Annotated in this window: 22 protein-coding genes and 1 pseudogene; 6 read left to right on the top strand and 17 right to left on the bottom strand. The window is 63.9% G+C overall.

Annotation, left to right across the window (positions count from 1 at the left end; translation table 11 throughout):
- Positions 1-86: 86 nt before the first annotated feature.
- Together ACVWYP_RS18215 and ACVWYP_RS18220 are read right to left on the bottom strand one after the other, a co-directional pair.
- Entirely contained in the window at positions 87-1,418 is a 1,332-nt protein-coding gene (locus tag ACVWYP_RS18215; protein WP_304499285.1) for a serine hydrolase domain-containing protein, read from the bottom strand.
- Between the two features lie 124 nt (positions 1,419-1,542).
- Positions 1,543-2,640, bottom strand: coding sequence for a helix-turn-helix domain-containing protein (locus ACVWYP_RS18220; RefSeq protein ID WP_456684124.1), 1,098 nt, complete (start codon positions 2,638-2,640; stop codon positions 1,543-1,545).
- A 310-nt stretch (positions 2,641-2,950) separates the two neighbouring features.
- Here ACVWYP_RS18220 and ACVWYP_RS18225 point away from each other — a divergent pair.
- Positions 2,951-3,604 (top strand): annotated as a pseudogene (locus ACVWYP_RS18225) (YeeE/YedE thiosulfate transporter family protein); the annotation flags it as partial.
- Positions 3,605-3,620: 16 nt separating this feature from the next.
- On the opposite strand, the gene ACVWYP_RS18230 reads toward ACVWYP_RS18225, so the two are convergent.
- From ACVWYP_RS18230 to ACVWYP_RS18250, 5 genes are all read right to left on the bottom strand, one after another.
- Positions 3,621-3,965 carry a hypothetical protein gene (locus ACVWYP_RS18230; protein ID WP_018268887.1) on the bottom strand — a complete coding sequence of 115 codons (345 nt, stop codon included), beginning with the start codon at positions 3,963-3,965 and terminating at the stop codon, positions 3,621-3,623.
- Positions 3,965-5,056: an IS5 family transposase gene (locus ACVWYP_RS18235; protein ID WP_038387925.1), complete on the bottom strand. Its 1,092-nt coding sequence runs from the start codon at positions 5,054-5,056 to the stop codon at positions 3,965-3,967. The genes ACVWYP_RS18230 and ACVWYP_RS18235 overlap by 1 nt, the downstream gene beginning before the upstream one ends.
- Positions 5,057-5,300: 244 nt before the next feature.
- A complete protein-coding gene (locus tag ACVWYP_RS18240) occupies positions 5,301-6,143 on the bottom strand; it encodes a metal-dependent phosphohydrolase (RefSeq protein WP_304499287.1) in 843 nt (280 codons plus the stop codon).
- A 339-nt stretch (positions 6,144-6,482) separates the two neighbouring features.
- Positions 6,483-7,196, bottom strand: coding sequence for a Bax inhibitor-1/YccA family protein (locus ACVWYP_RS18245; protein ID WP_439711195.1), 714 nt, complete (start codon positions 7,194-7,196; stop codon positions 6,483-6,485).
- A gap of 455 nt (positions 7,197-7,651) precedes the next feature.
- A complete protein-coding gene (locus ACVWYP_RS18250; RefSeq protein WP_304499289.1) occupies positions 7,652-8,593 on the bottom strand; it encodes a DMT family transporter in 942 nt (313 codons plus the stop codon).
- 47 nt (positions 8,594-8,640) lie between these two features.
- Here ACVWYP_RS18250 and pdxR point away from each other — a divergent pair, with 47 nt between their 5' ends.
- The gene (gene pdxR / locus ACVWYP_RS18255; RefSeq protein ID WP_304499290.1) at positions 8,641-10,137 is read left to right on the top strand and encodes a MocR-like pyridoxine biosynthesis transcription factor PdxR; all 1,497 of its coding nucleotides are present in this window, start codon (positions 8,641-8,643) and stop codon (positions 10,135-10,137) included.
- 167 nt (positions 10,138-10,304) lie between these two features.
- Here the strand turns inward: pdxR and ACVWYP_RS18260 are convergent, their stop codons facing one another.
- The 5 genes from ACVWYP_RS18260 to ACVWYP_RS18280 all read right to left on the bottom strand — a co-directional run bounded on the left by ACVWYP_RS18260 (position 10,305) and on the right by ACVWYP_RS18280 (position 15,140).
- Complete coding sequence (locus ACVWYP_RS18260; RefSeq protein ID WP_304499291.1) at positions 10,305-11,525, bottom strand: bifunctional alpha/beta hydrolase/OsmC family protein; 1,221 nt, start codon at positions 11,523-11,525, stop codon at positions 10,305-10,307.
- A 28-nt stretch (positions 11,526-11,553) separates the two neighbouring features.
- The gene (locus ACVWYP_RS18265; RefSeq protein WP_304499292.1) at positions 11,554-12,216 is read right to left on the bottom strand and encodes a sulfite oxidase-like oxidoreductase; all 663 of its coding nucleotides are present in this window, start codon (positions 12,214-12,216) and stop codon (positions 11,554-11,556) included.
- A 12-nt stretch (positions 12,217-12,228) separates the two neighbouring features.
- A complete protein-coding gene (locus ACVWYP_RS18270; RefSeq protein ID WP_304499293.1) occupies positions 12,229-13,551 on the bottom strand; it encodes an MFS transporter in 1,323 nt (440 codons plus the stop codon).
- An 81-nt stretch (positions 13,552-13,632) separates the two neighbouring features.
- Positions 13,633-14,859 (bottom strand): cytochrome P450, encoded by a 1,227-nt coding sequence (locus tag ACVWYP_RS18275; RefSeq protein WP_028338773.1) that lies wholly within the window; start codon positions 14,857-14,859, stop codon positions 13,633-13,635.
- Between the two features lie 74 nt (positions 14,860-14,933).
- Positions 14,934-15,140, bottom strand: coding sequence for a ferredoxin (locus tag ACVWYP_RS18280; RefSeq protein ID WP_304499294.1), 207 nt, complete (start codon positions 15,138-15,140; stop codon positions 14,934-14,936).
- 192 nt (positions 15,141-15,332) lie between these two features.
- On the opposite strand from ACVWYP_RS18280, the gene ACVWYP_RS18285 reads away from it, so the two are divergent.
- A complete protein-coding gene (locus ACVWYP_RS18285) occupies positions 15,333-15,965 on the top strand; it encodes a TetR/AcrR family transcriptional regulator (RefSeq protein WP_018270517.1) in 633 nt (210 codons plus the stop codon).
- A 144-nt stretch (positions 15,966-16,109) separates the two neighbouring features.
- Here the strand turns inward: ACVWYP_RS18285 and ACVWYP_RS18290 are convergent, their stop codons facing one another.
- Complete coding sequence (locus tag ACVWYP_RS18290; protein ID WP_304499295.1) at positions 16,110-17,531, bottom strand: amidase; 1,422 nt, start codon at positions 17,529-17,531, stop codon at positions 16,110-16,112.
- An 88-nt stretch (positions 17,532-17,619) separates the two neighbouring features.
- On the opposite strand from ACVWYP_RS18290, the gene ACVWYP_RS18295 reads away from it, so the two are divergent.
- Positions 17,620-18,480 (top strand): alpha/beta hydrolase, encoded by an 861-nt coding sequence (locus tag ACVWYP_RS18295; protein WP_304499296.1) that lies wholly within the window; start codon positions 17,620-17,622, stop codon positions 18,478-18,480.
- Between the two features lie 285 nt (positions 18,481-18,765).
- Here the strand turns inward: ACVWYP_RS18295 and ACVWYP_RS18300 are convergent, their stop codons facing one another.
- A complete protein-coding gene (locus ACVWYP_RS18300) occupies positions 18,766-19,542 on the bottom strand; it encodes an SDR family oxidoreductase (protein ID WP_304499297.1) in 777 nt (258 codons plus the stop codon).
- Between the two features lie 167 nt (positions 19,543-19,709).
- On the opposite strand from ACVWYP_RS18300, the gene ACVWYP_RS18305 reads away from it, so the two are divergent.
- The gene (locus ACVWYP_RS18305) at positions 19,710-20,789 is read left to right on the top strand and encodes a tartrate dehydrogenase (RefSeq protein ID WP_304499298.1); all 1,080 of its coding nucleotides are present in this window, start codon (positions 19,710-19,712) and stop codon (positions 20,787-20,789) included.
- A 373-nt stretch (positions 20,790-21,162) separates the two neighbouring features.
- Here the strand turns inward: ACVWYP_RS18305 and ACVWYP_RS18310 are convergent, their stop codons facing one another.
- The 3 genes from ACVWYP_RS18310 to ACVWYP_RS18320 form a co-directional block, all read right to left on the bottom strand.
- The gene (locus ACVWYP_RS18310; protein WP_304499299.1) at positions 21,163-22,074 is read right to left on the bottom strand and encodes an NAD(P)-dependent oxidoreductase; all 912 of its coding nucleotides are present in this window, start codon (positions 22,072-22,074) and stop codon (positions 21,163-21,165) included.
- 30 nt (positions 22,075-22,104) lie between these two features.
- The gene (locus ACVWYP_RS18315) at positions 22,105-23,355 is read right to left on the bottom strand and encodes a Zn-dependent hydrolase (RefSeq protein ID WP_304499300.1); all 1,251 of its coding nucleotides are present in this window, start codon (positions 23,353-23,355) and stop codon (positions 22,105-22,107) included.
- Between the two features lie 123 nt (positions 23,356-23,478).
- Positions 23,479-24,396: a LysR family transcriptional regulator gene (locus ACVWYP_RS18320; protein WP_304499301.1), complete on the bottom strand. Its 918-nt coding sequence runs from the start codon at positions 24,394-24,396 to the stop codon at positions 23,479-23,481.
- Positions 24,397-24,516: 120 nt separating this feature from the next.
- Here ACVWYP_RS18320 and ACVWYP_RS18325 point away from each other — a divergent pair, with 120 nt between their 5' ends.
- Positions 24,517-25,335: a putative hydro-lyase gene (locus tag ACVWYP_RS18325; protein WP_304499302.1), complete on the top strand. Its 819-nt coding sequence runs from the start codon at positions 24,517-24,519 to the stop codon at positions 25,333-25,335.
- The last annotated feature ends 82 nt before the right edge of the window (positions 25,336-25,417 follow it).

Below are 25,417 nucleotides of genomic sequence, written 5' to 3' on the forward strand. Positions count from 1 at the left end.
AATTTCATCAGCTGTCAGTGTGCCTTATTGTGCGAGTACGCCGCGTTGCTCCCATGGTCCCGGATTGAGACGGAATAAGCACCCGATCAAGCCTGCCCGAACTGCGCGACCACGCCCGACCATAGTCGCCAGATTTCGGGGGACTTTTCATCGACGGCGGTTTGCACCATGACCAGCTTCGAGGGCGGATCAACAAGGATACGCTGCCCGAGATGGCCCAACATTGCGAATTGCCGTCGGCTTCCGGGAAACAGATAGAACTGATAGCCGTAGCCGAACCCTCCCTCGGCCTTTGCCAGATAGCCGTCGGAAGCGCGCACCGTGGTTGCATCGACCATCCATTGCGCCGGGATGATCTGTTTGCCTTCCCATGCTCCGTCGTGGGCGAGCAGGCGGGCGAGCCGGGCATAGTCGCGCAACACGGCGTTGAAGAAGCCGTGCGCCACTTCATAGCCTTCCGCGTCGATCAGCCATTTGGCATCGGCTTCCGTGCCGATCGGCTGCCACACCTTTTCCTGGAGATAGTCGGAGAGTGATTTGCCCGTTGCGTAACGCAGCACCAGACCAAGCACATCCGTTTCGATGCTGGCGTAGCGGAATTGCGTACCCGGCGGCGCGATCCGCCGATTGAATTGCGCGATGCTGGCAACGGTGCCTTTGTTGGAAAACCAGTGCTTGCGCACCATGTCGACCCACAAGCGATCGAGGTCGCGGCCGCTGCCTTTGCCTTCGTCGGCCTGCTCGCCGAACTCCACGCCCGACGACATGTGCAGCAGCGCGCGGAGCGGCGTCGCGCCATATTCGGTGCCTTTCAAGCCAGGCACATAGGTCTCCGCGGTATCGTCGATAGATTTAATCGCGCCTTCCGAGATCGCGATACCGACCAGCATGCCCGTAATCGATTTTGCCATCGACTGCGATATCAGCCGGTCTCGATCGGTGCGGCCGTATTGATAGTGCTCGACCAGAATCCGGTCGTCCTTTGCGATCAGCAGACCCGTCACCGGATTGCGCGACAGATAATCCGCAAGCGAAGAGCGGCTTCCCTTGTACTGGTAGCTGACATCCACCTGCGTTCGCTTGAACGGCCAGGCCGTGGCTGCACGATTGACCAAGCGCGTTGGAAATATCTCGTCGTAGTGACTGAATGCCCCGACGCGGTATTTTGGCGAAGCCGGATTGCCGGGCTGGTAAACGCGCCAGCGATCCTTCACCGGATAGTCCTCGGTGGCGCCGTAAAGCTCTGCATCGGGACCACCAGCGGAAAAGACCGGACCACCGCCACTCTCGGCAGCCCAACTCCACTTGACCGACGCAGCAACAAAACTCGCCGCAAGTCCGGTCAGAGCCGAGCGGCGCGACAGTGCGTTTCCGGCGTCGGCGAAAGACAATAGAATGGTAAACCGCTGATTCAGCATAAGGAGGCCCGTTGTCGCAGCTCATTGCGAGGAAGGATCCCCATCAGTCTGTCAAATGTTTTCGATCCCTTCTCGCCGATTCCCGCAGTTCGGCTGGCCGATTTCTAAACGACTGGCCGATTCTTCAATCGGTCGTGCCACGGGCTGCATTTCCCGCCATTGAGAGACGGCGGAATTCGGTTGGGGTCAAATTGGTCGCCGCCTTGAAGGCGCGGTTGAACGGCCCGATCGACTGGAAACCTGTGTCCATGGCAATTGTCAGCACCGGGACTTCTACTTGTTCAGGGTCGACCAGCGCTGCCTTGGCTTCCCCGATCCGGTAATGATTGAGGAACGCATTGAAATTGCGATAACCGAGGCCCTCGTTGATAAGTTGCCGCAGCCGGTACTCGGGCACGCCAAGCTCGACGGATAGCAATTTGATGGTCAACCCCTCACGCCGGTAGATGCGCTCGACGGTCATGAGCTGTTCCAACCGGCGCAGGAGAGCCGGTTCAATCGTTGCGTCAGACGCCTTGGTTGGCGCGCTGGAGGGGACGTTTGCTGCGGGCAGCAGGATCGAACCTTTCCGCGTCCCCGCCTCCAGTAGATTCCATGTGCTCAAACCAACTAACACGAACAGAACGAAGGCGTTGGCGACGCTAGTTATAGAAAAAGTGGGATGCGAGGGCTGCTGCAGGAAGCTCAAGTAAGAGTTGAGAACGATTTGGGCCGACGCGCCGATCAGGACGACCAGCCGGAGCCCACGCCGGCCTTGCACAAGGTCCGCCGGCCAAGTGACAAGCGTCTGCGCCACCGCCAACAGGGCGAGGCCGAGAAAGGTAAACGACAGCGTGCGTTCGATCGCAAGCTCGAGCGCGGCCGATCTTGTGACTCCGCTGGCGTCCAGCCATTGTGCGACGGCGACGGCCGCCCACAAGACGCCATGCCAAGGCCGTGGTACGAATTCGTCATCGAAGGCAGCACGCGCCCATAGCCAGAACACGACACAGTTCGCGCTGGACAACGCCAGTAGCAACAGGCCCCACCACGCAAATGGCCGCGGGAACGTGGGCGCCGAGCAGACCATCGAAGCCGCGGCGCCGATTGCGAGCGCGGCGCCCAGCAGTGCGGCCGTGCTATCGCGGCGATCGCGTAGCGCCATAGATGCGATCAGCAGGCACAGTGCTACGACGGCGCCTCGTAACCCGAGGTCAATCGACATCAAACCGCTGGTGCCCACTATCGGAAACACTCCAAAATGCCATTGTTGAGCCGCGTAGGCTCGCTCATACGCCCTGGGCGCAACTGATGTCGAGTCGTCAGATAATCTCGAAGCGGCTACGAACTGAAAAAGCCCCGATCCGGCTCAGAAGTTGATGTCCGAAAGCCAGCTCGCAATGGCCACTTCCGGTTTTGGCCCAAGGCCGACATGCAGCGACGTCGGTTTCGACGTCAGCTTCCGAGACCGAAGCGGACGTGACGAATCTATGAGTGCAGGTCCTCATTGCGCACGAGCCGGCGCATCCGCGAGCGCGCTCAGCGCGATGCCGCCGACGATCAGCGCCGCGGCGAGCGCCAGCGACAGATCGATCGGCTCGCCCAGCAGCAGGGCGGCGGTCACGATGCCGACGATCGGCGTCCTCGGCGCGGTGCCGGCGCGGATGGTGGCGGCCTCGGTGCTATCAGCCGTCCTGATCATCTTCGCCTTTGCTCATGCCCCGTTTCGCAAGTCGCCGGGCCAGATCGCGGCCGGCCTGATCGTGGGCCTGCTGGTGGCGGGGGGCTGGTACGCGACCGGCTATCTCGGCGCGGATGATTTCAATCCGGTGCCGGTAACCTCGCTGACTTTCATCGCGCCGATCGCCGACGCCCTGCAATATGTGATGCTGTCGACCGGCTCGACACTGAATTTCGGCATCGTCACCGTGTTCGGCGTGTTCGCCGGCAGCCTGCTTACGGCGATTGCCACCGGGCGCTTCCAGCTCGAAGGCTACCGGTCGCCGCAGCACATGCTGCGCTCGGCGAGCGGCGCCGCGCTGATGGGCGCCGGCGGCGTGATGGCGTTCGGCTGCTCGGTCGGGCAGGGGCTGACCGGACTGTCGACGCTCTCGCTATCGTCCCTCATCGCGATCGCCGGCATCATGCTCGGCACCGGCGCCGGCCTGCGCGGGAGCTTGCGGGTCAGGCCGCTCGCGACGGCCTAGCAGGCTGTTGAAGAACTCAGCCGCGTTCGCAAACGAAGGCTGAATCGTCGCCATTGTGTATGTAGAAGTGACCGACGAGCCTGCCCGCCGTGCCGATCATAGCCCATCCGCGACCGCAGGCGGGGTCATTCTCATCGTGCCCTTCCCATGAGAACTCCGCGCAGGCCGAACCGTCTCGCGCGCCGTAGCGGACATCGAGGAAGCCGTTTAGCGCACCGAAGGCAATTTCACCGTCGGACTTGCCCTTGAAGGTGAGATGCGCCTCGTCGACGAGGTCGAGGAAGTCGCCGTCCCAGTTGTCCATTTCGACGATGCGCCAGCGGCCAGCAAAGGCCTTGGCGAAGCCGGGCACCTTGGCCATCAGCCGGCCTCCGCGATCAGCTTGGGCAGCCGCACCAGATTGTAGGCGGCGGCAGCGAAGGTAAAGGCCCATCCGACGCGTTCACGGCCACGGAAGCGGGTCTTCTCTTGCCCGGCGACCGTCTTGATCCAGCCGAATGCCTCCTCGATGCGCTTGCGGATGCGCTGGCTGACGGCATAGCCGCCGTGCCGGGTCGTTCGCCCGTCGATCGCAGAGCTGCGGCCGCTGGTGTTCTGCGCAACATGCGGCGTCACGTTCATCGAGCGCAGCTCGTTGACGAAGTCTTCGGCGTCGTAGGCTTTGTCGGCGCCAAGCGTGATCGCTGTCGGCCGGTCGGCACGCGGTTCGATCATGTGCAGCGCGGCCACCCGTTCGGCATGCCCGTCGGCCCGCGTCAGGCAGGCGTCGACCAGCAGGCCGTGGCGGTTCTCCATCAGCCCATGCCCGATGAAGCACAGCTTCGTCTCCTTGCCTTTGCCCTTGCGGTAGAGCCTGGCATCCGGATCGGTGGTCGAAGCATGGGTGTCGTTTGAGCGTTTCTGGCCATGGAAGTCCGCTTCGGCATTGCGCCCGCCGCCTGGCGCCGGCGGCTCGCCAGAGCCATCCTTCGGCTTCACGCTCTTCATCGAGGCCCAGGCCTCGATCAGCGTGCCATCGACCGAGAAGTGATCGCTCGACAGCAGCTTCTTCACCTTGGGCTGCGCCAGCACCGCCGCCAGGAACTTGGCCGCGATGTCGCCTTCCAGCAACCGGTCGCGATTCTTCGAGAACACCGAATGGTCCCAGGCTGCGTCGTCGACGCCAATTCCGACGAACCAGCGGAACAGCAGGTCGTATTCCAGCCGCTCCATCAAGAGCCGCTCCGAGCGGATCGAATAAAACGCTTGCAACAGCATCGCCCGCAGCAGCTTCTCCGGCGGGATCGACGGCCGCCCAATCGGCGAATAGAGCGCGGCAAACTCGCGCTCCAGCGTCGACAGCGCCTCGTTCACGATCGTCCGGATCGCTCGCAGCGGATGGTCACGCCGCACCCGCGCCTCCAGATCGACGTAGCTGAACAGCTCGCCCATTCGATTGTCGCCGCCGCGCACGCCCCATCTCCGAATCTCGTCGGAGCCAATGAATCACGGTCGCTGGTCGGCGGCGAGCACCTTTTTCAACAGCCTGCTAGGCGGGTACTCATAACCGTCGGCTTCCCGTCATAAAGCGGAAGTTGCCCAGTTCGGTAGTTATCGAGCGGCTTATGACCCGAACCTGACCCATTAGTGGATTCTGGCAAACCACCTGCGCTCGTGGTCGGCACTGTCACCATGTTCAGCTACGAGACGGCGCCAATTACGGCTGCGGTCCCGACAGATTCATCTCACGCTCCGCCCGAAACACGTTACCATAGAGAGTTGCTATCCATCGACGGCCGCGAGAAGTGACATTGAGATAGCGTATCGCCGTTTGAATTTGGGGAGCAGCGGTCTTCCAGTAAAATTGGGGATACTTATAAACGATGTCTGCCGGCGTCGCGTAGCCCAGCGTTTTGTTGAGCCCGACCTCTTCAAATTCGTAGAACAGCGCGTTCGACTTCCTCAGATAGTGGGGATCGCCGAGCTGCCCGATAAGATCGGCGGCCCGCAGCAGCAACCCCTCTTCTTCTATCAGACTGTCGTTCGAGGATAGCGTATAGGGAAAGCGGGTATATTCGATTGCCCGGGCCACGCGGTTCGCATCCAGCTCTTCCGAGTCCAGGCGCTCGAGGACGAACAATTTCGAACGGTCCACGTGATACGGAGCAAGCGCGGCATCGGACGATCCTCGAGGCAGACGAATGGTACCGCCATTTACATCTGCGATAAAGGAGTCGTCTTCATCTCCTTGAACAATGCCGCGAACGTACCCGATGTCATGGGTGAGACACGCCAGAATGAAATTCGCATAATCGTTTGCTGTCGTCGGCCGCAACAGCGCACGTCCGGTTAAGATGTCGTGTCCGGCAAGGGTAACGAGCAATGTATGCTCAATGTTGTGGTACAGGGCGTCGCTGTTACCGATGCACTCCAACGTGAGCTTCGCCGCAAACGGAAGCAGCTCAGTCAAACCGGCATGTGAAGCGCCAAACCGGTCCTTCGTTTCCGCCGTTAGAAACGACCCCAAGGCTTGCGATACCAGTTCCGGAACTGTGATCATTTCAATATCCCTTCAGCTTGCGCAGCAATGATACGTCGAGCACTCGATGTCGGGCAGGGTTGGGAGTATCTAACGATCTCAGCGGAGCAACTCTATAGTAGCCGGCCCCCGCCCGTTGATCTGGATCAATGTAGGCGCCCGGGTCACTGCCCTTTTCGGAAGTGCCGCGCAGGCTATCGAAAGTCAGGCGTCGGAGGTGAAGCGGACGTTACGGTTGCGCGTTCCGACTTCCGAGTTGACCCTCAGCAGACATTCCCACGCCAAAGCGCCCTTGTTATTCAATCGTCGCGCCTCATCGCGCAGTGGCGAGCGGATCGCACTCGAGAATGACGTCGTGGTCTAGCGTCGGCCGCCCATCAGGCGCAGCATCATCATGAACAGGTTGATGAAGTTGAGGTAGAGTGACAGCGCACCCAACACTGCCTTGCGGCCGGCCCAAGTGGTGTCATCGCCGCCGTCGTACATCCCCTTGATCCGCTGGGTATCGTAGGCCGTGAGCCCCGCGAAGACGCCGACTCCGATAATGGAAATCATCCAATCGAGCCCGCTCGATCTCAGAAACAGATTGACCAGGCTAGCGATAATGATGCCGATCAAGCCCATAAGCAGGAACGTTCCAAATCCAGACAAGCTTCGCTGGGTACTGTAGCCCCAGATACTGAGCGCGCCGAAGGCCGCCGCTGAGATGAAGAACACTCTGGTGATCGAGGACTGTGTGTAAATGTGGAAGATGGTCGACAATGAAATCCCGACCAGGGCCGCATAGAGGAAAAACAATCCTCGCGCAGCTTCCACCGACAGCGTGTTGATTCGTGCACTGATAAAGAACACTAGTCCCAGTGGCGCCAGCATTAGCACCCACATCAGCGGACTTTGAAGCGATTCAGGGCGGGTGAACTGATAGGTCAAAAACGCTGCAGCGCCGGTCAAGCCAACGCCGGCGGCCATGTAATTATATACGCGCAGCATAAAAGCGCGAAGGCCGACGTCTATCGCTATGGCGCCGTTTGCGGGGAAGCCCGGCGCAGCTGCATTTCGATCATAGTTCGATATGAGTTGTGTCCTTCTTGAAAGGCTCCTGTGGGAAGTAGCCGACTGTACTCGTGATGTGCGGCTTCATTACCGGGGAGACGGTGCACTCATGATCGCTCCCACGTTTCGGTAACGCCCGGCGAGGTCGCCTCCGCCTTGGTACCGAAGATTGCGCTCATGAACTTGAACAAAAATGCTCATCCCTGAGTCCAACATCCTTCGGTACGTGTTGGGCGGCGCTTCCTAGCCGACAGCGTAGTGGCCGGCCGGTGGCAGCGGTCTTGATCTGGATCAATACTAATTGCTCAATCGCGCCCATTGCCGTTTCGCGATGTCGTTGCCCGCGCGCCGACGAGGCGATCGATTGAGCTGGCCATGTCCGCATTTGGCCCAAGGCCGACATGCAGCGACATCGGTTTCGACGTCAGCGTCTGAGGCCGACGCGGACGTGACGAATCTATGAGTACAGGCCCTCATTACGCACGCGACGGCGCGTCCGCGAGCGAGCTCAGCGCGATCCCGCCGACGATCAGGGCCGCGGCAATCGCCAGCGAGAGATCGATCGGCTCGCCGAGCAGCAGTGCCGCGGTCACGATGCCGACGATCGGCGTCGCTGTCGTGCCGAGCGAGGTGGTCAGCGCCGGCAGGCTCTTGTTGACCATGGACATCGCCCAATAGGCCAGCGCGGTGCCGATGAAGCCGGAATAGAGGAACAGCAGCACGAGGTGCGGCGACCATGTCACCGTCGGCGCGCCCTCGGTGATCAGCGCCGTCATCGTCAGCACTAGCGTTGCGACCAGCACCTGCCACAGCAGCAATTGGAGTGGCGTCGCGACCCAGCGGTGCGAGCGGATATAGATGATGTTGGCGGCCCAGCAGATCGCCGCGATGATGATCATGCCGGCGCCGGCGATGACGTGCAAATTGCTCCAGTCCAGCGACGCCGGATTGAGGATCACGCAGAGCCCGGCGAGCCCCAGCGCGACGCCGACAAGCTTGAGCGCGCCGAGGCGTTCGGTGCGCGCGGCGGCCGCGGCAAGCGCGACCCAGAGCGGCGTGGTGTAGCCGAGCACGACGCCCTTGCTGGCCGGGAGATAGCGCAGGCCGGCGGCGACCAGCGTCGAGAAGAATGTCATGTGCAACAGCGCCACGCTGAGCACGACCGGGACATCGGCGATCCGCGGAATGATCAAATTGCCGCTGGCGCGCAGGATCACCAGCAGCGCGATCAGGGCGACCCAGCTGCGGATCGATGCGGTCCACAGCGGCGGCACCGCCTCGACCAGCGATTTCGTGACCGACCAGTTGATGCCCCAGGCCAGCACCACGACGATGAACAGGGCGGCGGCCTTGGCGGGGGAGAGTGACTGGTTCACGGCAGAATCCTTGCAGGCGATACCGCTTGTGAATAGGATCATACTGGCTCTCTCGAAAGAGCCAGATTTTGTAGAACAAGGGAGCCAGATTGATCCTTGCCGAATTGCTCGCGCTGAAGCGATCGGACGATGCCGGGCTGGCCGCGCAGCTGACCCAGCAGCTGCGCGCGCTGATGGCGAGCGGCCGGATCAGGAGCGGCGCCATGCTGCCGTCGAGCCGCAGCCTTGCGGCCGAGCTCGACGTGGCGCGCAACACGGTGACGCATGCCTATGAGCAGCTGGCGGCCGAAGGATATCTGCGGGTCACGGCGCGGCGGCGGCCGGTCGTGACCGACGATATCGAAGCGCGCTTCGCCAAACCTGCGCTGGCGCCAAAGCGCGAGGCCGCCCGCAAACCGTTGCTGTCGCCCTGGGCCTTGCAGCTCTCCGATAGCGATTGGCCGCTGTCCTACCAGGCGGATTTCCGGCCGCTCCGTCCCGGGCTTGCGGATGCGCGCGAGTTTCCGCACGAGATCTGGGCGCGCTGCCTGCGCCGCAGCGCGCTGCGTCGCCGCTTCAACGACCAGACCGTGGTCAACCGGTCAAGTCTGCGCGAAGCCTTATGCGACTACCTTGAAGTCAACAGAGGCGTGCGCGCCGAGGCCGATCAGATCCTGATCCTGCCGACGGCGCAGGCGGCGCTGACGCTGATCGCCGCGACCACCATCGTGGCAGGCGATGCGGTGTGGACCGAGGATCCCGGCTATCCCGGCGCCGCGGCGGCGTTTCGCGCGGCCGGTGCAAACGTCGTCGGTATCAGGCTCGATCAATGGGGCATGATGCGGATGCGCGAGACGCGCGCACCGAAGCTGATCTTCACCACGCCGTCGCATCAGCACCCGACCGGTCGGGTGATGCCGGTGGCGCGCCGCACCGAATTGTTGGCTTCCGTCGAGCCCGGCAAGACCTGGATCGTCGAGGACGATTACGACGGCGAGTTTCACTATGACAGTCGCCCGATGCCGGCGCTGCAGGGGCTCGATCGTGAGGGACGCGTGCTCTATCTCGGCACCTTCGCCAAGGCGATGACCGCCGATATCCGCATCGGCTATCTGGTGGTGCCGCCACAGCTGGCACGGACGATGGAGATCGCGCAGCGCCATCTCGGGCTGATCGCCTCCGTGCATGTCCAGGAAGCGCTGGCCGGCTTCATGGCCGACGGGCATTTCCTGGCCCATGTCAGGCGGATGCGGCGCATCTATCGCGCGCGCCGCGACCACCTCGCTACGGCGCTGGCGCGGCAGCTCGGCGAGGTGCTCACGGCCGAGGTCCCGCCTGGCGGCATGCAGCTGATTGCCCGTTTCAGGGACGGCGCCGCCGACCAGAGCGCAGTCGCGCGGCTGGTGGCCGCCGGCGTCGAGGCGCGCACGCTGTCGAGCCTCGCGGTGGAGCGGCCGCGCGACCACGGCCTGTTGCTCGGCTTCGCCGCCTGGCGCGAGAACGAGATCGGCGCCGCGGTGCGGATCATGGCGAACTGCCTGACCGGCAAGCGCGCGGGTAGAGAGGGGTGCTCGCACGATTTCGGAATAATGGAAGAATATCCCTGAGTTGCCCGACGTGTCAAGTTGCCTGGTCGAGCGCCGGCGGCCGCCGGCACCTTTGCATGGGGTTGTTTTCGATATTTTTCAGCGCGCCCCTGCGACGGCCTGCAGGCGGGAGGGGGGACGCAGCCGACATGCTGCTACGGCTCGGCCTGTCCCGCTGCGTCGCAGGCTTACTCCGCGGCCTTGGTGACGATCCGCACCTCCGACGTCAGCGTCTTGTGCACCGGGCACTTGTCGGCGATCTCCATCAGCCGCTTGCGCTGGTCCGCGTCGAGTTCGCCCTCGATCCTGATGACGCGGTCGATCTGGTCGAGCATGCCCTCGCGCGTCTCACACTCTTCGCAATCCTTCGCATAGATCTTGCTGTGCGTGAGCGTCACCGTGACGCGATCGAGCAGCAGCGACTTGCGGTCGGCATACATCCGCATCGTCATCGAGGTGCAGGCCCCTAGCCCGGCCAGCACGAAGTCGTACGGCCCGGGGCCGGAATCCTGGCCACCGACGGCGACCGGCTCGTCGGCCAGCATGCGATGCGGGCCTGCCGTGACGATCTGCTGAAACTTGCCGGCCCGGGTCTCCTGCACCACGACGTTGCGCGGCGCAGTGCCGGTATCTGCCGCCGGCTGCGGCGCGAGTTCGACGTAGCGTTCGGCCCAGGCGCCGATCACGTCGGCGACATAGGCGGCATCCTGCTTGCCGCTCAAGAGATGATCGGCGCCGGCAAGCGAGACGAAGCTCTTGGGGTGCCTGGCGGCGCTGAAGATATGCGTGGCGTTGTCGATGCCGACGGTGTCGTCGGTCGGCGAATGCATGATCAGCAGCGCCTTGTGCAGCTGCTTCACCTGCGCCATCAGGTTCTGCTCGGCGACGTCGTCGAGGAATTCTCGCTTGATGCGGAACGGGCGGCCGGCGAGCGAGACTTCGCCTTCGCCCCGCGCGCGGATGTCCTCGATCCGGTCCTTGAAGAAATGCGTGACATGCACGGGATCGGACGGCGCGGCGATGGTGGCGACCGCCTTGGCTTCGGGGATTTGACCCGCGGCGGCGAGGATCGCGGCGCCGCCGAGGCTGTGGCCGATCAGGATCGCAGGTGCCTTGCGCGTCTCGCGCAAATGGTCGGCGGCGCGGACCAGATCGGCGACGTTCGACGTGAAGGTCGAGTTGGCGAACTCGCCCTCGCTGGAGCCGAGGCCGGTGAAGTCGAAGCGCAGCGTAGCGATGCCCTTGGCCGCGAGCGCGACCGCGATGCGCTTTGCGGCCAGCACGTCCTTGCCGCAGGTGAAGCAGTGCGCGAACAGCGCATAGGCCTTGATCGGCCCGTCAGGCGTGTCAAGCGCGGCGGCCAGCTGATGGCCGCCCACACCGGTGAATTGAAAGCGTTCGTGCGGCACGGGCAGACTCCATCATCTTGTTGGTGTGTCAGTCGCCAGAATAGCGCTGTTCGGCCCAGGGATCACCGCGATTGTGATAGCCGCGGACCTCCCAGAAGCCGGGCGCATCCTCGGTGAGGAATTCGATGCGCTCCAGCCATTTCGCGCTCTTCCAGAAATAGAGGTGCGGCACCACGAGCCGCACCGGACCGCCATGCTCCTGCTCCAGCGGCTTGCCCGACCAGCTATGGGCAAGCAGCGCGTCCTCGGCGGCGAAGTCCTCGATCGGCAGGTTCGCCGTATAGCCGTCATACGAATGCAGCGCGACGAACCGCGCATCCTCGCGCGGCTGGCAGGCGGCGAGCAGGTCGCGGGTGGCAAGCCCCTCCCACTGATTGTCGTAGCGCGACCAGGTCGTGACGCAGTGGATGTCCGAGACGAATTGCGTCTGCGGCTGCGCCATGAACTGCTGCCAGGTCCAGTAGATGGTCTGCTCGACCGCGCCGTAGACGTCGAGCCGCCAGCGCTCCCGGGAGATGTTCGGCATCAGCCCGAGATCGAGCACCGGCCAGTCCGCCGTCAGATGCTGGCCCGGCGGCAGGCGCTGCTCCTCCGGGCGGGTGACCTTGCCGGTGAGGAATTTGCCTTCGCGTGCCCAGCGCTGCTTGCTGCGCGTCAGCTTGCTCTCGGGCGGTTCCTGATCGTCGGTCATCGCGTCAGGCCATCATTCGTGGCGATGCATCGCGGAGTCGTGCTTGGTATCGCGCATGGTCGAATAGATCAGCAGCGACAGGAAAATCATGCCGCTGAGATAGTAGTAGAACCAGTCCTCATGCCCGATGCTCTTGAAATAGAGCGCGACCGCCGGCGCGGTGCCGCCGAAGATCGACACCGTGATGGCATAGGGCAGGCCGACGCCGAGCGCGCGGACATTGGTCGGAAACAGCTCGGCCTTCACGATCGCGTTGATCGAGGTGTAGCCGGCGACGAAGATCCAGGCGCCGCAGATCAGAAGGAAGGCCATGAACGGCGACTTGGTGTCCTTCAGCGCGGTCAGGATCGGGACCGTGCCGAGCGTGCCGGCGATGCCGAAGAAGATCAGCAGCGGCTTGCGGCCGATTTTGTCGGAGAGCCCGCCATAGATCGGTTGCAGGATGGTCGCGAAGATCAGCGAGCCGAAGATCACGAAGGTGGTCTGGTCCTCGGTGAGGCCGACCGACAGCTTCACGAAGGTCTGCATGTAGGTGGTGAAGGTATAGAACGCCGCGGTGCCGCCGGCGGTGAGGCCGACCACCAGCAGCAATTCGCGCGGATAGTTCAACAGGCCGACGATCGAGCCGGTCGGCTTGGAGACCTTCTTGGCCTCCTCGAAGGCTTCGGTCTCATGCAGGCCGCGCCGCATCACCGCGGCGACGATCGCGAGCATGGCGCCGATCACGAACGGAATCCGCCAGCCCCAGGCCTTCAGCTCGTCCGGCGTCAAAAACACCTTCTGCAGCAACAGCAGCACGATGATCGCGGTGAGCTGGCCGCCGATCAGCGTGACGTACTGAAAGCTGGAATAGAAGCCGCGGTGCTTGGGATCGGCGACCTCGCTGAGATAGGTGGCGCTGGCGCCATATTCGCCGCCGAGACTCAGGCCCTCGATCACGCGGGCCAGCGCCAGGATCGCCGGGGCCGCGATGCCGATCGAGGCATAGGTCGGCGTCACCGCGATGATCAGCGAGCCGAAGCACATGCAGACCACCGAGAGCGTCAACGACAGCCGCCGGCCATAGCGGTCGGCGATGTAGCCGAACAGCCAGCCGCCGAGCGGGCGCATCAGGAAGGTCGCGGCAAACAGCACCGCCGCATTGAGCTGCTGCACCACCGGATCGCTGTGCGGGAAGAATGCCGGCGCGAAATACAGTGCGAACGCGGTGTAGGCGTAGAAATCGTACCACTCGACGAGATTGCCGACCGAGCCGATGAAGATCGCCTTCACCCGCCGCTCGACGTCGTGGATGTCGAGATGATCGCTCGCGGGCTGAGCGGTTTGTTCGGACATAGCATTGCTCCCGGACTCGTCGGTTCGATTCCGGGGCAAGCTACCTCATTGGGTGACGTGATGTAACCGCTGTCCGGTTCCTCAGGCGTTGTTGCCGAACAGAACAGGCAGTTGACGCGGGCCGCGCACCGTGCCTTCCGACCAGGTGACCTTGCCGGCCGGATCGAGACGGAAATCCGGGATCCGCTTCAGCCATTCCTCGATCGCGACCTGCATCTCCATCCGCGCCAAGTTGGAACCAACGCAGCGGTGAATGCCGAGGCCGAATGCGGCGTGGCGGTTCTCCTTGCGGTCGATCACCACCTTGTCCGCATCCGGGAACATGGCGGGATCGCGGTTGGCGGCGGGGAAGGACAGCAGCACCATGTTGCCCGCCTTCACCGGGCAGCCGGAGATCGTGGTCTCCTTCATCACCTCGCGCGCCATCGTCACCGGCGAATAGGCGCGCAGGAATTCCTCGATCGCGGTCGGGATCAGTGCCGGCTCAGCGATCAGGCGCTCGCGATCGGCCGGCGTCTTGGCGAGGTGCCAGAGCGAGGAGCCGATCGCGCTCCAGGTGGTGTCGATGCCGGCGATCAGCAGCAGCCGCAGCGAGCCGAGCACATGCTCGTCGGTGAGCGGCTGGCCGCCGGGGCCCTTGGCCCGCAGCAGCTGCGAGATCAGATCGTCGCCCGGCTCAAGCTTGCGCTGCTCGAGGTGGGCCACGAAGTAGCCGGTCATCTCGCGTACGCCGTTCATCAGCTCGTCTTCGTTCTTGATGCCGAGCTCGAGGATCTGGTGGATCCATTTGATGAAGAGATCGCCGTCCTTCTCGGGAATCCCCAGCATGTGGGCGATGGCGCGCACCGGGATGTGCTTGGTGTAGCGCGCGGCGGCGTCGCAATGGCCATCGGCGATGAAGTCGTCGATCAGCTCGTTGCAGATCGCGCGCACCCGCGGCTCCAGCCGCTTCATCGCGTCCGGCGTGAACGGCGGCAGCAGCACCTGCTTGGCGGGCTTGTGCTCAGGCGGATCGGAGGTGATCGGCGGCGCGCGGGCGGTGATCTCGGGGCGGATGTCGCGCACGATGACGCGGCGCGAGGAGAAGTGCTCGGTGTCGTAGGCGATCTCCTTCACCGCCTGATAGGTGGTCGGCATGTAGCAGCCGAGGAAACGCTCGGTGTGCACGACGGGCGAAGCCGCGCGCAGCGTCTCCCAGATCGGGAACGGGTCGTCGGTCCAGACCGGATCGGTATGGTCGAAATCATGCACCCAGTCGGAGACCGGGGGATGTTCGGGCAGATAGCTTGCGGACGGGGAATCGGACATCAGCTCGTTTCCTTCTCGTTCGATCAAACGCTGGTCGGCTCAACGGGCGGCGCGCGGCCGTCCCCGGCTCGCCGTCATTCCTCGGTGACTTCGATCGCGATTTCCGGGCAATTGGTCTGCGCGAGCCAGGCCTTGTCCTCGAGCCCGGCCGGGACGGTCCCGTCGCCGACCTCATGGGCGTTGCCGTATTCGTCGAGCTCGAACAGTTCGGGGGCGAGTGATTTGCAGCGGGCGTGACCCCGGCACTTGTCCTGGTCGACGCGGATTCTGAGCTTGGACATGCAAGCACCCTCCCTCGGCTTTGGCGCATTGTGGGTTGCGCCCGGTTCCTCATTCCAGTTTATGCAAGTCTTGTTTAGGCAAGCTCTTGGCTTGCTTGGGCGGCCGGCCTCTTAACCGGATCGCCAAGTTATAGCATATTACATTATCGTCGCGCTTGCGCGTCAAGTGAAAATTCAGCGATCATTGCCGCAATGGGACAAATCGTTCGTAAGCCGTTCAAAACCTACCACCATGGCGACCTCCGCGAAGCCCTGATCCAGGCCGCGTTACGCGAGGTCGAGCTCGGTGGTCCCGAGGCGATCAGCATCAAGGCGCTGGCCAAGCAGCTCGGCGTCTCGCAGCCGGCGCCATACCGGCATTTCGCCGACCGCGAGGCGCTGCTGGAGGCGGTGACCGCCGAAGCGTTCCGGCAGTTCAACGTGATCATGCGCGAGGCGATCGAGCAGTCGGGCAAAGGCTCGAAACTGTCGCGCTTTGCCCAGGCCGCGCTCGCCTTCGGGCTGGAGCGCCACGGCATCTACAGGCTGATGTTCGCGTCGCGCACCATGGCCTGCGCGCCCAAGGGCAGCGAGCTGCACACCGCGGCGATGGAAACGCTGGCACTGCTGATCGAGTCGTTCGAGGCGCCGGCGGTCGGGCTCTTGCGCGAGCGGCAGGCGCTGAAGATCTGGGCCGGACTGCACGGCATCGTGATGCTCGCCGAGCAGGGCCTGCTCACCGGCGAGTCCGCCCAGATCAGCCGCGAAGAGTTGCTGGACGAAATCGTCGAGCAGACCAAGGCAGCACTCACGGTGGCGCTGCAGGCGACGGAGGATAGGGCGTAGGCTTCGCGACTTGGGGCCGCATCAACAAATTCATCACCTCATCCTGAGGAGCTTGCGCAGCAAGCGTCTCGAAGGATGAGGCCACAGACCGGGCCTCATGGTTCGAGACGGCGCTGCGCGCCTCCTCACCATGAGGAAAAAGCCTTACTTCGGCGGCCGCGGATCGATCGGCGTGGTGCCGCGCACGCCCAGAATGTCCTCCAGCACTTTCGCGCCGGCCAGCAGCTGCGCTTCGGCGCGCGGCTTTGCGACCATCTGCAGGCCGACCGGCAGGCCCGAGGCGGTGAAGCCGCAGGGCAGCGACAGCGCCGGGCAGCAGGCCAGCGTGATCGCGTAGACGATGCCGAGCCATTCGACGTAATTGTCGAACTTCTTGCCGTCGCACTCGGCGACGTAGCGGTTCTCGACCGGGAACGGCGCCACGATGGTCGCGGGCGCCAGCAGCAGGTCGTACTTGTCGAAGAATTCGAGCGCACGCGCCGTCATCGCGACGCGCTGCGCCTCGGCGCGTTCGAGCTTCTCGACCGTGAGCTTCAACCCTTCCTCGATGTTCCAGATCACCTCGGGCTTCAGAAAATCGCGCTTGGTGCGCAGCAATTCGGCCTTGCTGATTGCGAAATCGAACGCGCGCAACACGTGGAAGCATTCATGGGCTTCGCGCAAATCGGGATGCGCCTCCTCGACGATCGCACCGGCTTCCGCAAACCGCTCCGCCGCCTTGCGGGTCACCGCCCTGACCTCGGGATCGACCGGCGTGATGCCGAGATCGGGCGAATAGGCGATGCGCTTCGGCTTGCTACCGGAGCGGGCTGCGGACAGGAACGACGTCGGCAGTGCGGGCAGCGACAGCGGATCGGCGGCATGCTCGCCGCTCATCGCGTCGAGCAGCAGCGCGAGGTCCTCGACATTGCGCGCCATCGGTCCCTGCACGCCGAGGGTACGGTCGACACCGAATTTCGGCGTGTGCGCAACGCGGCCGATCGACGGCCGGAGGCCTACGATGCCGCAGAAGCTCGCCGGGTTACGCAAGCTGCCGCCCATGTCGGAGCCGTGCGCGAGCCACGCGGTGCCGCTCGCAAGGGCCGCGGCGGCGCCGCCGGAGGAGCCGGCGGCCGAGCGTGACGTGTCCCAGGGATTGCGGGTCGGACCGAACACCTCGTTGAAGGTGTTGGCGCCGGCGCCGAATTCCGGCGTGTTCGACTTGGCGTAGATCACGCCACCGTTCTGTTCGAGGCGCTCGACCAGGATGTCCGACTTCGCGGGGACGTTGTCCTTGAAGATCGGCGAGCCCAGCGTGGTCAGCACGCCGGAGACGGCGGTGAGGTCCTTGATCGGAACGGGAAGGCCCGCGAGCAGGCCGCGCTCGCTGACCGGCTTCTGCATCAGGGCCTTGGCGTGGCCGCGGGCGCGGTCGAAGCAGAGCGTCGGCAGTGCGTTGACCTTGCCGTCCACCTCGGCGATGCGCGTCTCCAGCACGTCGAGCAGATCGAGCGGCGTGACGTCACCGGCCTTCAGCTTTTCGACGACGGCACACGCCGTTTCCTTCACCAAGCCATGATCAGCCATGCGCCGTTGCTCCTATGCCTTCCGTTTGCTTGTGCTGTAGAACATTTCCTGCCGTCGTGGCAATGCGACGTGAACGGAAGGGGCAGGGATGGCAGCGTTGTTTTCCGCGCTGGACTGGCGCGCAATGAGCCAAGAGGAGCGCGATCTCGGTCTGAACAACGGCGTTGCCGTCAAGGGTAGCGCCGAGATCGCTGCGGGCTGGGAGCAGCGCTCGGCGGCACTGCGGCAAAAGCACGCCGGCCATCTCGACCTCAGATACGGCCCGCGCGAGCGCAACCGGATCGACTTCCTGAAAGCCCGCGACGGCGCGCCGACGCTGCTGTTCATCCACGGCGGCTACTGGCAGACCCGTGCCAAGGAAGTGTTCACGATCTTCGCCGAGGGGCCGATGGCCCATGGCATCAATGTCGCGCTGATCGGCTATACGCTCGCGCCGGATGCGACGCTCGACGACATCGTCGCCGAGATCCATGCCGGCATCGACTTTCTGGCCGGGCAGTTGCCCGCGCTCGGGGCCGCTGCCGAGGGCATCGTGGTGTCGGGCTGGTCGGCCGGCGGACATTTGACATCGATGGCGCTGTCGAACGCCCATGTCCGGGCCGGCATGGCGATCTCGGGTATCTACGACCTCGAGCCGATCAGGCATTCCTACCTCAACGAAAAGCTCAAGCTCGACGAAGCGGCGTCGCGGCGCTACTCGCCGATGATGGCGGAAGGCGGCACGGCAAAGCCGCTGTCGCTGGTGGTCGGCAGCGCCGAATTGCCGCTGCTGCGCAAGCAGACCGCCGATTTCGCCGGCCATCGCGCCCGTTACGGCCTGCCGGTGACCTATGAGGAGATCGCCGGCGCCGATCATTTCTCCATCATGAACCAGATGCTGGCGCCGCAGGGCCGCATCACGACGCTGATCCGGCAGCTGTTCGAGCGGACGGCGAGTACGTCATCCTGAGAGGCTGTGACGCTTTCGCCGCCGTCATTGCGAGGAGCGATAGCGACGAAGCAATCCATTTCTCCGCTTGCGGCGCGATGGATTGCTTCGCTTCGCTCGCAATGACGTGGATGGAGCGACGCGTACTATCACCGTCATCCTGAGGTGCGAGCGGAGCGAGCCTCGAAGGATGACGCAGCCCGTGGCCCATCCTTCGAGACGCCGCGCAAGGCGCGGCTCCTCCAGCGACAATGGCGAAGCCATTGCGCGGGGATGACGGCGGAATGAATGGCTAGCGCGAGCTAGTTATCCCCACCCCGACGTCAGCCCGCCATCCACGGTATAGATCACGCCGGACGTATAGCCGGCGCGGTCGGACGCCAAAAACGCCATCAGGTCGCCGATCTCGCGTGCATGTGCGGGCCGGCCGAGCGGCAGACCCTTCTGGAATTCCTTGTAGCGGTTCTCGTCGCCGAACTGGTTCTTGGCGCGGGTCTTGAGCAGCGTGACGTGGCGATCGGTGCCGACAGGGCCGGGATTGATGCCGACGACGCGGATGTTGTCGGCGAGGCTCTTGCCACCGAGCGCGCGGGTGAAGGCCATCAGCGCCGCATTGCCGGCGCTGCCGCAGATGTAATTGGCGTCGAACTTCTCGCCGGCCGCGCCGATGTCGTTGACGATCACGCCCCCGCCGCGCGCCTTCATCTGGGCGTAGATCGCGCGCGTCAGATTGACGTAACCGAACACCTTGAGCTCCCAGGCATGCCGCCAGGTCGCCTCGTCGATCTTGTCGATCGAGCCGCCCGGGATGTCGCCGGCATTGTTGACCAGGATGTCGATGTCGGCGGCCTCCTTTGCCAATCGCGCCAGATCTTCGGATTTGCGCAGGTCGACCACGCTGATCGCCGCGTCGATCTGATGCGCAGAACGGAGCCGCTCGGCCAGTGCCTTCAATTGCTCGCCGTTGCGGGCGGCGAGCAGCAAATTGGCGCCTTCCTCGGCAAAGGCTTCGGCGGCGGCCGCGCCAATGCCCTTGGAGGCGCCGGTGATCAGGACACGCTTGCCGCGCAGATGCAGATCCATGGGATGTCTCGCTTGGTATGAGGAGTGGTGTCGGCGAATTTGGTGGGGCAGGGTCGCGCCGCGGTCAACACTGCACTGCAGCGTTGCGCTCGCGCGAAGTTTGGTCCATTGCAGGATCATCAGAATAGGCGGCATTGCCGGCCGGGCAAATCACAAGGGTGTTCTCGATGAGCAGCGCAAAGAAGCAGTATCGGATTGCGGTCATTCCCGGTGACGGCATCGGCAAGGAAGTGATGCCCGAGGGCCTGCGCGTCATCGAGACGGCGGCGAAGAAGCACGGCGTCGACGTGAAGTTCGACCATTTCGACTTCGCCTCCTACGACTATTACGAGAAGCACGGCGAGATGATGCCGGCCGACTGGAAGGACCAGATCGGCAAGCATGACGCGATCTACTTTGGCGCGGTCGGCTGGCCGGCGAAAATACCTGACCATATCTCGTTGTGGGGATCGCTCATAAAATTCCGCCGCGAATTCGACCAATATGTCAATCTGCGCCCGGTGCGGCTGATGCCCGGCGTGCCGTCGCCGCTGGCGAACCGCAAGCCCGGCGATATCGACTTCTGGGTGGTGCGCGAGAACACCGAGGGCGAATACTCCTCGGTTGGCGGCCGCATGTTCCCGGACACCGACCGCGAATTCGTCACCCAGCAGACCGTGATGACCCGCACCGGCGTCGACCGCATCCTGAAGTTCGCGTTCGATCTGGCGCAGTCGCGGCCGAAGAAGCATCTGACCTCGGCGACCAAGTCGAACGGCATCTCCATCACGATGCCCTACTGGGACGAGCGCGTGGAGGCGATGGCCAAGAAATATCCCGGCGTGAAGTGGGACAAGTACCACATCGACATCCTGACCGCGAACTTCGTGCTGCATCCGGACTGGTTCGACGTCGTGGTCGGCTCCAATCTGTTCGGGGACATTCTTTCCGATCTCGGACCGGCCTGCACCGGCACGATCGGCATCGCGCCGTCGGGCAACATCAATCCGGAAGGCGATTTCCCCTCGGTGTTCGAGCCGGTGCATGGCTCGGCGCCTGACATTGCCGGGCAGGGTATTGCCAACCCGATCGGCATGATCTGGTCGGGCGCGATGATGCTGGAGCATCTCGGCGAGAAGCAGGCAGCTAGCGCCATCGTCGGCGCGATCGAGCGCACGCTCGGCGAACGCACGCTGCGCACGCGCGACCTCGGCGGCAATGCCGACACCACGGCGTGCGGCAAGGCCGTCGCGGAGATGGTGGATTAGTTCGCGCCGTCAATCACGGGGTCGTCCTGGCGAAAGCCAGGACCCATTACCCCGAGTGCTTGTTGTATTGCTGGTTCTGACCACCGCCCTGCGCGATGACGCAGGCCGGTGGTAATGGGTCCTGGATCGCGCTCGCTACGCTCGCTTGTCCAGGACGACGTCGTTATTGATTGCTTCGCAATCTGCGTAGGGCGGGTTAGCCACCCTACGGCCACTGTCGTCCCTGCGAAAGCAGGGACCCATAACCACAGGGTCTGGTTGTTGGGGCTCGCTGTGGCCCCAGCCTTCGTGACAATGGGCAGCGGTGGTTATGGGTCCCGGCTCGCGCGGAGCCTGTCATCGGGCGGCGCTTTGCGCCGGGACGACGGTGAAATTACCCCTTCACGATCCTGCGGCAGTGCTCCCACGCCGCGTGGATCAAATTCTCGCTCGCCTCGGGCGTGCGGAAGGCGGAGTGCGCCGACAGCGTCACGTTCGGGATCTTCGTCAACGGATGATCCTTCGGTAGCGGCTCGATGTTGTAGACGTCGAGACCGGCGTGGCGGATGTGGCCCGAATTGAGCGCATCGATCATCGCCTGCTCGTCGACGATCGCGCCGCGCGCGGTGTTGATCAGCACCACGCCCTTTTTCATCTTCGCGATCTTGTCGCGCGTGATCAGGCCGTGGGTCTCGTCGTTCAATAGCAGATGGATCGAGACCACGTCGCTGCTCGCCAGCACGGTGTCGAGATCGACGAACTCGACGCCCGGATGGTTCTTGGGCGACCGGTTCCAGGCGATCACCTTCATGCCGCTGCCGAGCGCGATGCGGGCGACCTCGGCGGCGATGCCGCCGAAGCCGACGAGGCCGAGCGTCTTGCCGGTGAGCTGCATGCCGTCCTCGCGCAGCCAGTTGCCGGCGCGCATCTCGCGGTCCATCTGCGCGATCACGCGCGCCGACGACCACATCAGCGCGATCGCCGATTCCGCGACCGCGGTGTCGCCATAGCCCTTGATCAGGTGCACGGAAATGCCGAGCTCGGCGAGCTCTTCCGGGTTCATGTAGCTGCGCGCGCCGGTGCCGAGGAACACGACGTGCTTCAGGCCGGCGCACTTCTTCGCAACATCGGTCGGCAGCGCGGTGTGGTCGACCACCGCGATCTCGGCGCCGTCGAGCACCGCCGGATAGTCCTCGGATTTGATGTCCGGGTTGCGGTTGATCCGCATCCTGGGATCGCCGGACTTTTCCAGGCGCTCCGTGATGACAGCGAGCGATTCATTGGCGTCGACAAACACTGCGCGCACGAAAGCCTCCATCGAGGGGAGAAAAGAAGATCAGGACGCGACGCCGGCGAGCGCCAGCACCGTATGCATCAGGACATTGGCGCCGGCAGCGCAATCGGTCTGCTTGGCATCTTCCAGCTCGTTGTGGCTGATGCCGTCCTTGCAGGGCACGAACACCATCGCGGCCGGCATCACCGCGTTGAGGTTGCAGGCGTCGTGGCCGGCGCCCGAGGTGATGCGACGGTGCGAATAGCCGAGCTGCTTGGCGGCGTTCTCGACCGCGTCGACCAGTTTCGGATCGAAATGCGTCGGCGCCTTGCGCCAGACGAGATCAAGCTGCACCTCGACCTTGCGCTTTGCTGCGATCTCGCTCACGGCGGCACGCAGGTCGCGGTCCAGCGCATCCATGATCCCAGCGTCGGCGCTGCGGCAATCCACCGTGAAGGCGATCTCGCCAGGGATGACGTTGCGCGAGGGCGCGGCGATCACGGCCTCGCCGATGGTGCCGACTGCCTTCGGGCCGTGCTTCTTCGCAATGCTCTCCATCGCCAGCACGATCTCGGACAGCGTCGCCAGCGCATCGCGGCGCAGCGGCATCGGGGTCGAGCCGGCATGGCTCTCGAAGCCGGTGATCTTGCCGTCGTACCACAACACGCCTTGGCCGGAATCGACCACGCCGATGGTCTTGTTCTCGGCCTCCAGGATCGGACCCTGCTCGATATGCAACTCGACGAAGCTGGTGAACTTCTGGCGGCCGACCGGGGCGTCGCCGCGATAACCGATCGTGTCCAGCGCCTGCGCCACCGTGACGCCCTCGGCGTCCTTGCGCGACAGGATGTCGTCGGTGGTGAAGTCGCCGACATAGGCGGCCGAGGCCATCATCGCCGGCGCAAAGCGCGAGCCTTCCTCATTGGTCCAGTTGCAGATGCAGATCGGCAGCTCGGTCTCGATCCCGGCATCGTTGAGCGTGCGCACCATTTCGAGCGCCGCCAGCGTGCCGAGCACGCCGTCATATTTGCCGCCGGTCGGCTGGGTGTCGAGATGCGAGCCGACGCCGATCGGCGGCTTCGACATATCCCGTCCTTTCCGCAAGCCGAACATCGAGCCGAGCGCGTCGACCTGCACCTCGAGGCCCGCGTCCTGGCATGCTTTGCGGAACCAGTCGCGCACCTGCTTGTCTTCGGCGCTCAGGGTCAGCCGCCGCACGCCGCCCTTGGGCGTTGCACCGAACTGCGCGGTTTCGTGGATGGTGCCCCAGAGGCGGGCGGAATCGATCTGCAGGTTGGTGGCGGCTCGGCTCATGCTGACATTCCATTTGTATTCGGTCATTCCGGGATGGTCCGAAGGACCAGACCCGGAATCTCGAGATTCCGGGTTCGATGCTCGCGCATCGCCCCGGAATGACAGTTCATCTCCGGCAATCGTTCAATGACGCGCCACTCTCGCGCCGTCAACCGCCACGCTCGCTTGCGCGATCTGCCTGGCGAGATTGGCGACGCGCTCGATGGCGACCGCATCGGGCGAGGCGAGCCAGCTCGCGGTGAAGGTGAGGGGCGGCAGCTTGAGGTCGGTGTCGAGCAGCTGCAGCCGCCCGTCGGCAAGCTCGTTCTCGACGATCGCCGCCGGGATGACTGCGATGCCAAGCCCTTCATTGGCCATGTGGATCACGGTCGCGAGCGAGGTCGAGGCGTGCAGCCGGATCGGCGGCAGATCGGGGGCGTTGAACAATGCGCGTACGGTCTCGTAGGGCTGGGTCTTGCGCGGAAAGGTGATGATCGGAAACCGCGCCAGGTCCTGCCGCGCCACCGGGCCGTCGCCGAGGCCGAGCGCCGGGCTCGCCAGGAAACCGATCGGGTAATCGCACAGCACATGGTTGTGCGCGCCGGACGCCGAGACCGGCCCAAGCACGAAGGCGAGCTCGATCTCCTGCGCCAGCAGCCGCGCGGTCAGATTGGGCGTGATGTCGACCTCGATCTCCAGCGACAGGTTCGGGTAGATCTCGTTGACGCTCTTGACGAGGCGCGGCAGCCAGGTGTGCACGATGGTCTCCGCGACACCGAGCCGCAGCGCGCCGCGCATCGCCGAGCGGTCGCCGACCTCGGCCATCATCTCCGAACGCAGGCCGATCAGCTTCTCGGCATAGATCATCATCAGCCGTCCACTCGGGGTCGGCGAAGCCACCCGGTGGTCGCGGTTGAGCAGCTTGACGCCCATTTCGCGCTCGAGCTGGGCAATGCGTTGGGAGATCGCCGGCTGGGTGGTGTTGAGCCGCTGGGCGGCGCCGCGGAAGCTGCCGAGCTTGACGACCCAAAGGAACGTTTCGATCGAGCGGAAGTCCGTCATTGGAAGCATTTTCCCGATCGATAAATCTGCTTTATCGATTTTGATTAGAAAGGACGATTAGACATTATATCACGCTTGGTGTTGGTTTGTCCTTGTCGAGATTATGGGCAGGAGAATCCCATGACTGTTTTTGCGGCAGTGCAGCGATCTCAGGGGGAGCCGGTGCTGGCGAGCGTCGAAGCGCGCCGCGCCTGCCGTGACGGCGTGGCCTCTGCAACCACAGCCGGTCTCGCCAACGGTTTTGTCCAGGGCAATCTCGCGATCCTGCCGGAAAAACTCGCCGGCGCCTTCCACCGCTTCTGCCAGCTCAATCCGAAGCCGTGCCCGATCATCGGCATGTCCGACGTCGGCGATCCCCGCATTCCCTCGCTCGGCCTCGACCTCGACATCCGCACCGACGTGCCGCGCTACCGGGTCTGGCGCGACGGCGAGGTGGCGGACGAGCCGACCGACATCGCCAAATACTGGCGCGACGATCTCGTCACCTTCGTGCTCGGCTGTTCCTACTCGTTTGAAGAGGCGCTGCTGGAGGAGGGCCTGCCGATCCGTCACATTGAACGCAATCTGCGTGTGCCAATGTACCGGACCAATATCGCCTGCAGCCCGTCGGGGCCGTTCGCGGGACCCATGGTGGTATCGATGCGCCCGTTCAAGCCGGCGGATGCGATCCGCGCGGTGCAGATCACCTCGCGCTTTCCGTCCGTGCATGGCGCGCCGGTCCATCTCGGCCATCCGCATGCGATCGGCATCAAGGATATCGCCAAGCCCGATTACGGCGATGCGGTACCGGTCGCCGATGACGAAATCCCGGTTTTCTGGGCCTGTGGCGTCACGCCGCAATCGGTGATCGCAAGTGCGAAGCTGCCGTTCGCGATCACGCATTCGCCGGGCCTGATGCTGGTGACCGATCTCAGGAACAAGCAGCTCGCTGTGCTCTGAATAGGCAATTCGTGCAATTCATTGAGGCTTTACTGCGCGCTACAAGCGTCACATCGATAATAACAAGCTGACCAAGGGGAAA

It is taken from the genome of Bradyrhizobium sp. USDA 3262, from assembly GCF_054060035.1.

Bases quoted from the DNA above. Each gene is read 5' to 3' on its own strand.
- ACVWYP_RS18290 (WP_304499295.1), bottom strand. From the start codon at position 17,531: ATGGCTGATCATGGCTTGGTGAAGGAAACGGCGTGTGCCGTCGTCGAA.
- ACVWYP_RS18300 (WP_304499297.1), bottom strand. From the start codon at position 19,542: ATGGATCTGCATCTGCGCGGCAAGCGTGTCCTGATCACCGGCGCCTCC.
- ACVWYP_RS18280 (WP_304499294.1), bottom strand. From the start codon at position 15,140: ATGTCCAAGCTCAGAATCCGCGTCGACCAGGACAAGTGCCGGGGTCAC.
- ACVWYP_RS18285 (WP_018270517.1), top strand. From the start codon at position 15,333: ATGGGACAAATCGTTCGTAAGCCGTTCAAAACCTACCACCATGGCGAC.
- ACVWYP_RS18270 (WP_304499293.1), bottom strand. From the start codon at position 13,551: ATGTCCGAACAAACCGCTCAGCCCGCGAGCGATCATCTCGACATCCAC.
- ACVWYP_RS18240 (WP_304499287.1), bottom strand. From the start codon at position 6,143: ATGATCACAGTTCCGGAACTGGTATCGCAAGCCTTGGGGTCGTTTCTA.
- ACVWYP_RS18295 (WP_304499296.1), top strand. From the start codon at position 17,620: ATGGCAGCGTTGTTTTCCGCGCTGGACTGGCGCGCAATGAGCCAAGAG.
- ACVWYP_RS18250 (WP_304499289.1), bottom strand. From the start codon at position 8,593: ATGATCCTATTCACAAGCGGTATCGCCTGCAAGGATTCTGCCGTGAAC.
- ACVWYP_RS18315 (WP_304499300.1), bottom strand. From the start codon at position 23,355: ATGAGCCGAGCCGCCACCAACCTGCAGATCGATTCCGCCCGCCTCTGG.
- ACVWYP_RS18305 (WP_304499298.1), top strand. From the start codon at position 19,710: ATGAGCAGCGCAAAGAAGCAGTATCGGATTGCGGTCATTCCCGGTGAC.
- ACVWYP_RS18230 (WP_018268887.1), bottom strand. From the start codon at position 3,965: ATGGCCAAGGTGCCCGGCTTCGCCAAGGCCTTTGCTGGCCGCTGGCGC.
- ACVWYP_RS18215 (WP_304499285.1), bottom strand. From the start codon at position 1,418: ATGCTGAATCAGCGGTTTACCATTCTATTGTCTTTCGCCGACGCCGGA.
- ACVWYP_RS18320 (WP_304499301.1), bottom strand. From the start codon at position 24,396: ATGACGGACTTCCGCTCGATCGAAACGTTCCTTTGGGTCGTCAAGCTC.
- ACVWYP_RS18275 (WP_028338773.1), bottom strand. From the start codon at position 14,859: ATGTCCGATTCCCCGTCCGCAAGCTATCTGCCCGAACATCCCCCGGTC.
- ACVWYP_RS18325 (WP_304499302.1), top strand. From the start codon at position 24,517: ATGACTGTTTTTGCGGCAGTGCAGCGATCTCAGGGGGAGCCGGTGCTG.
- ACVWYP_RS18265 (WP_304499292.1), bottom strand. From the start codon at position 12,216: ATGACCGACGATCAGGAACCGCCCGAGAGCAAGCTGACGCGCAGCAAG.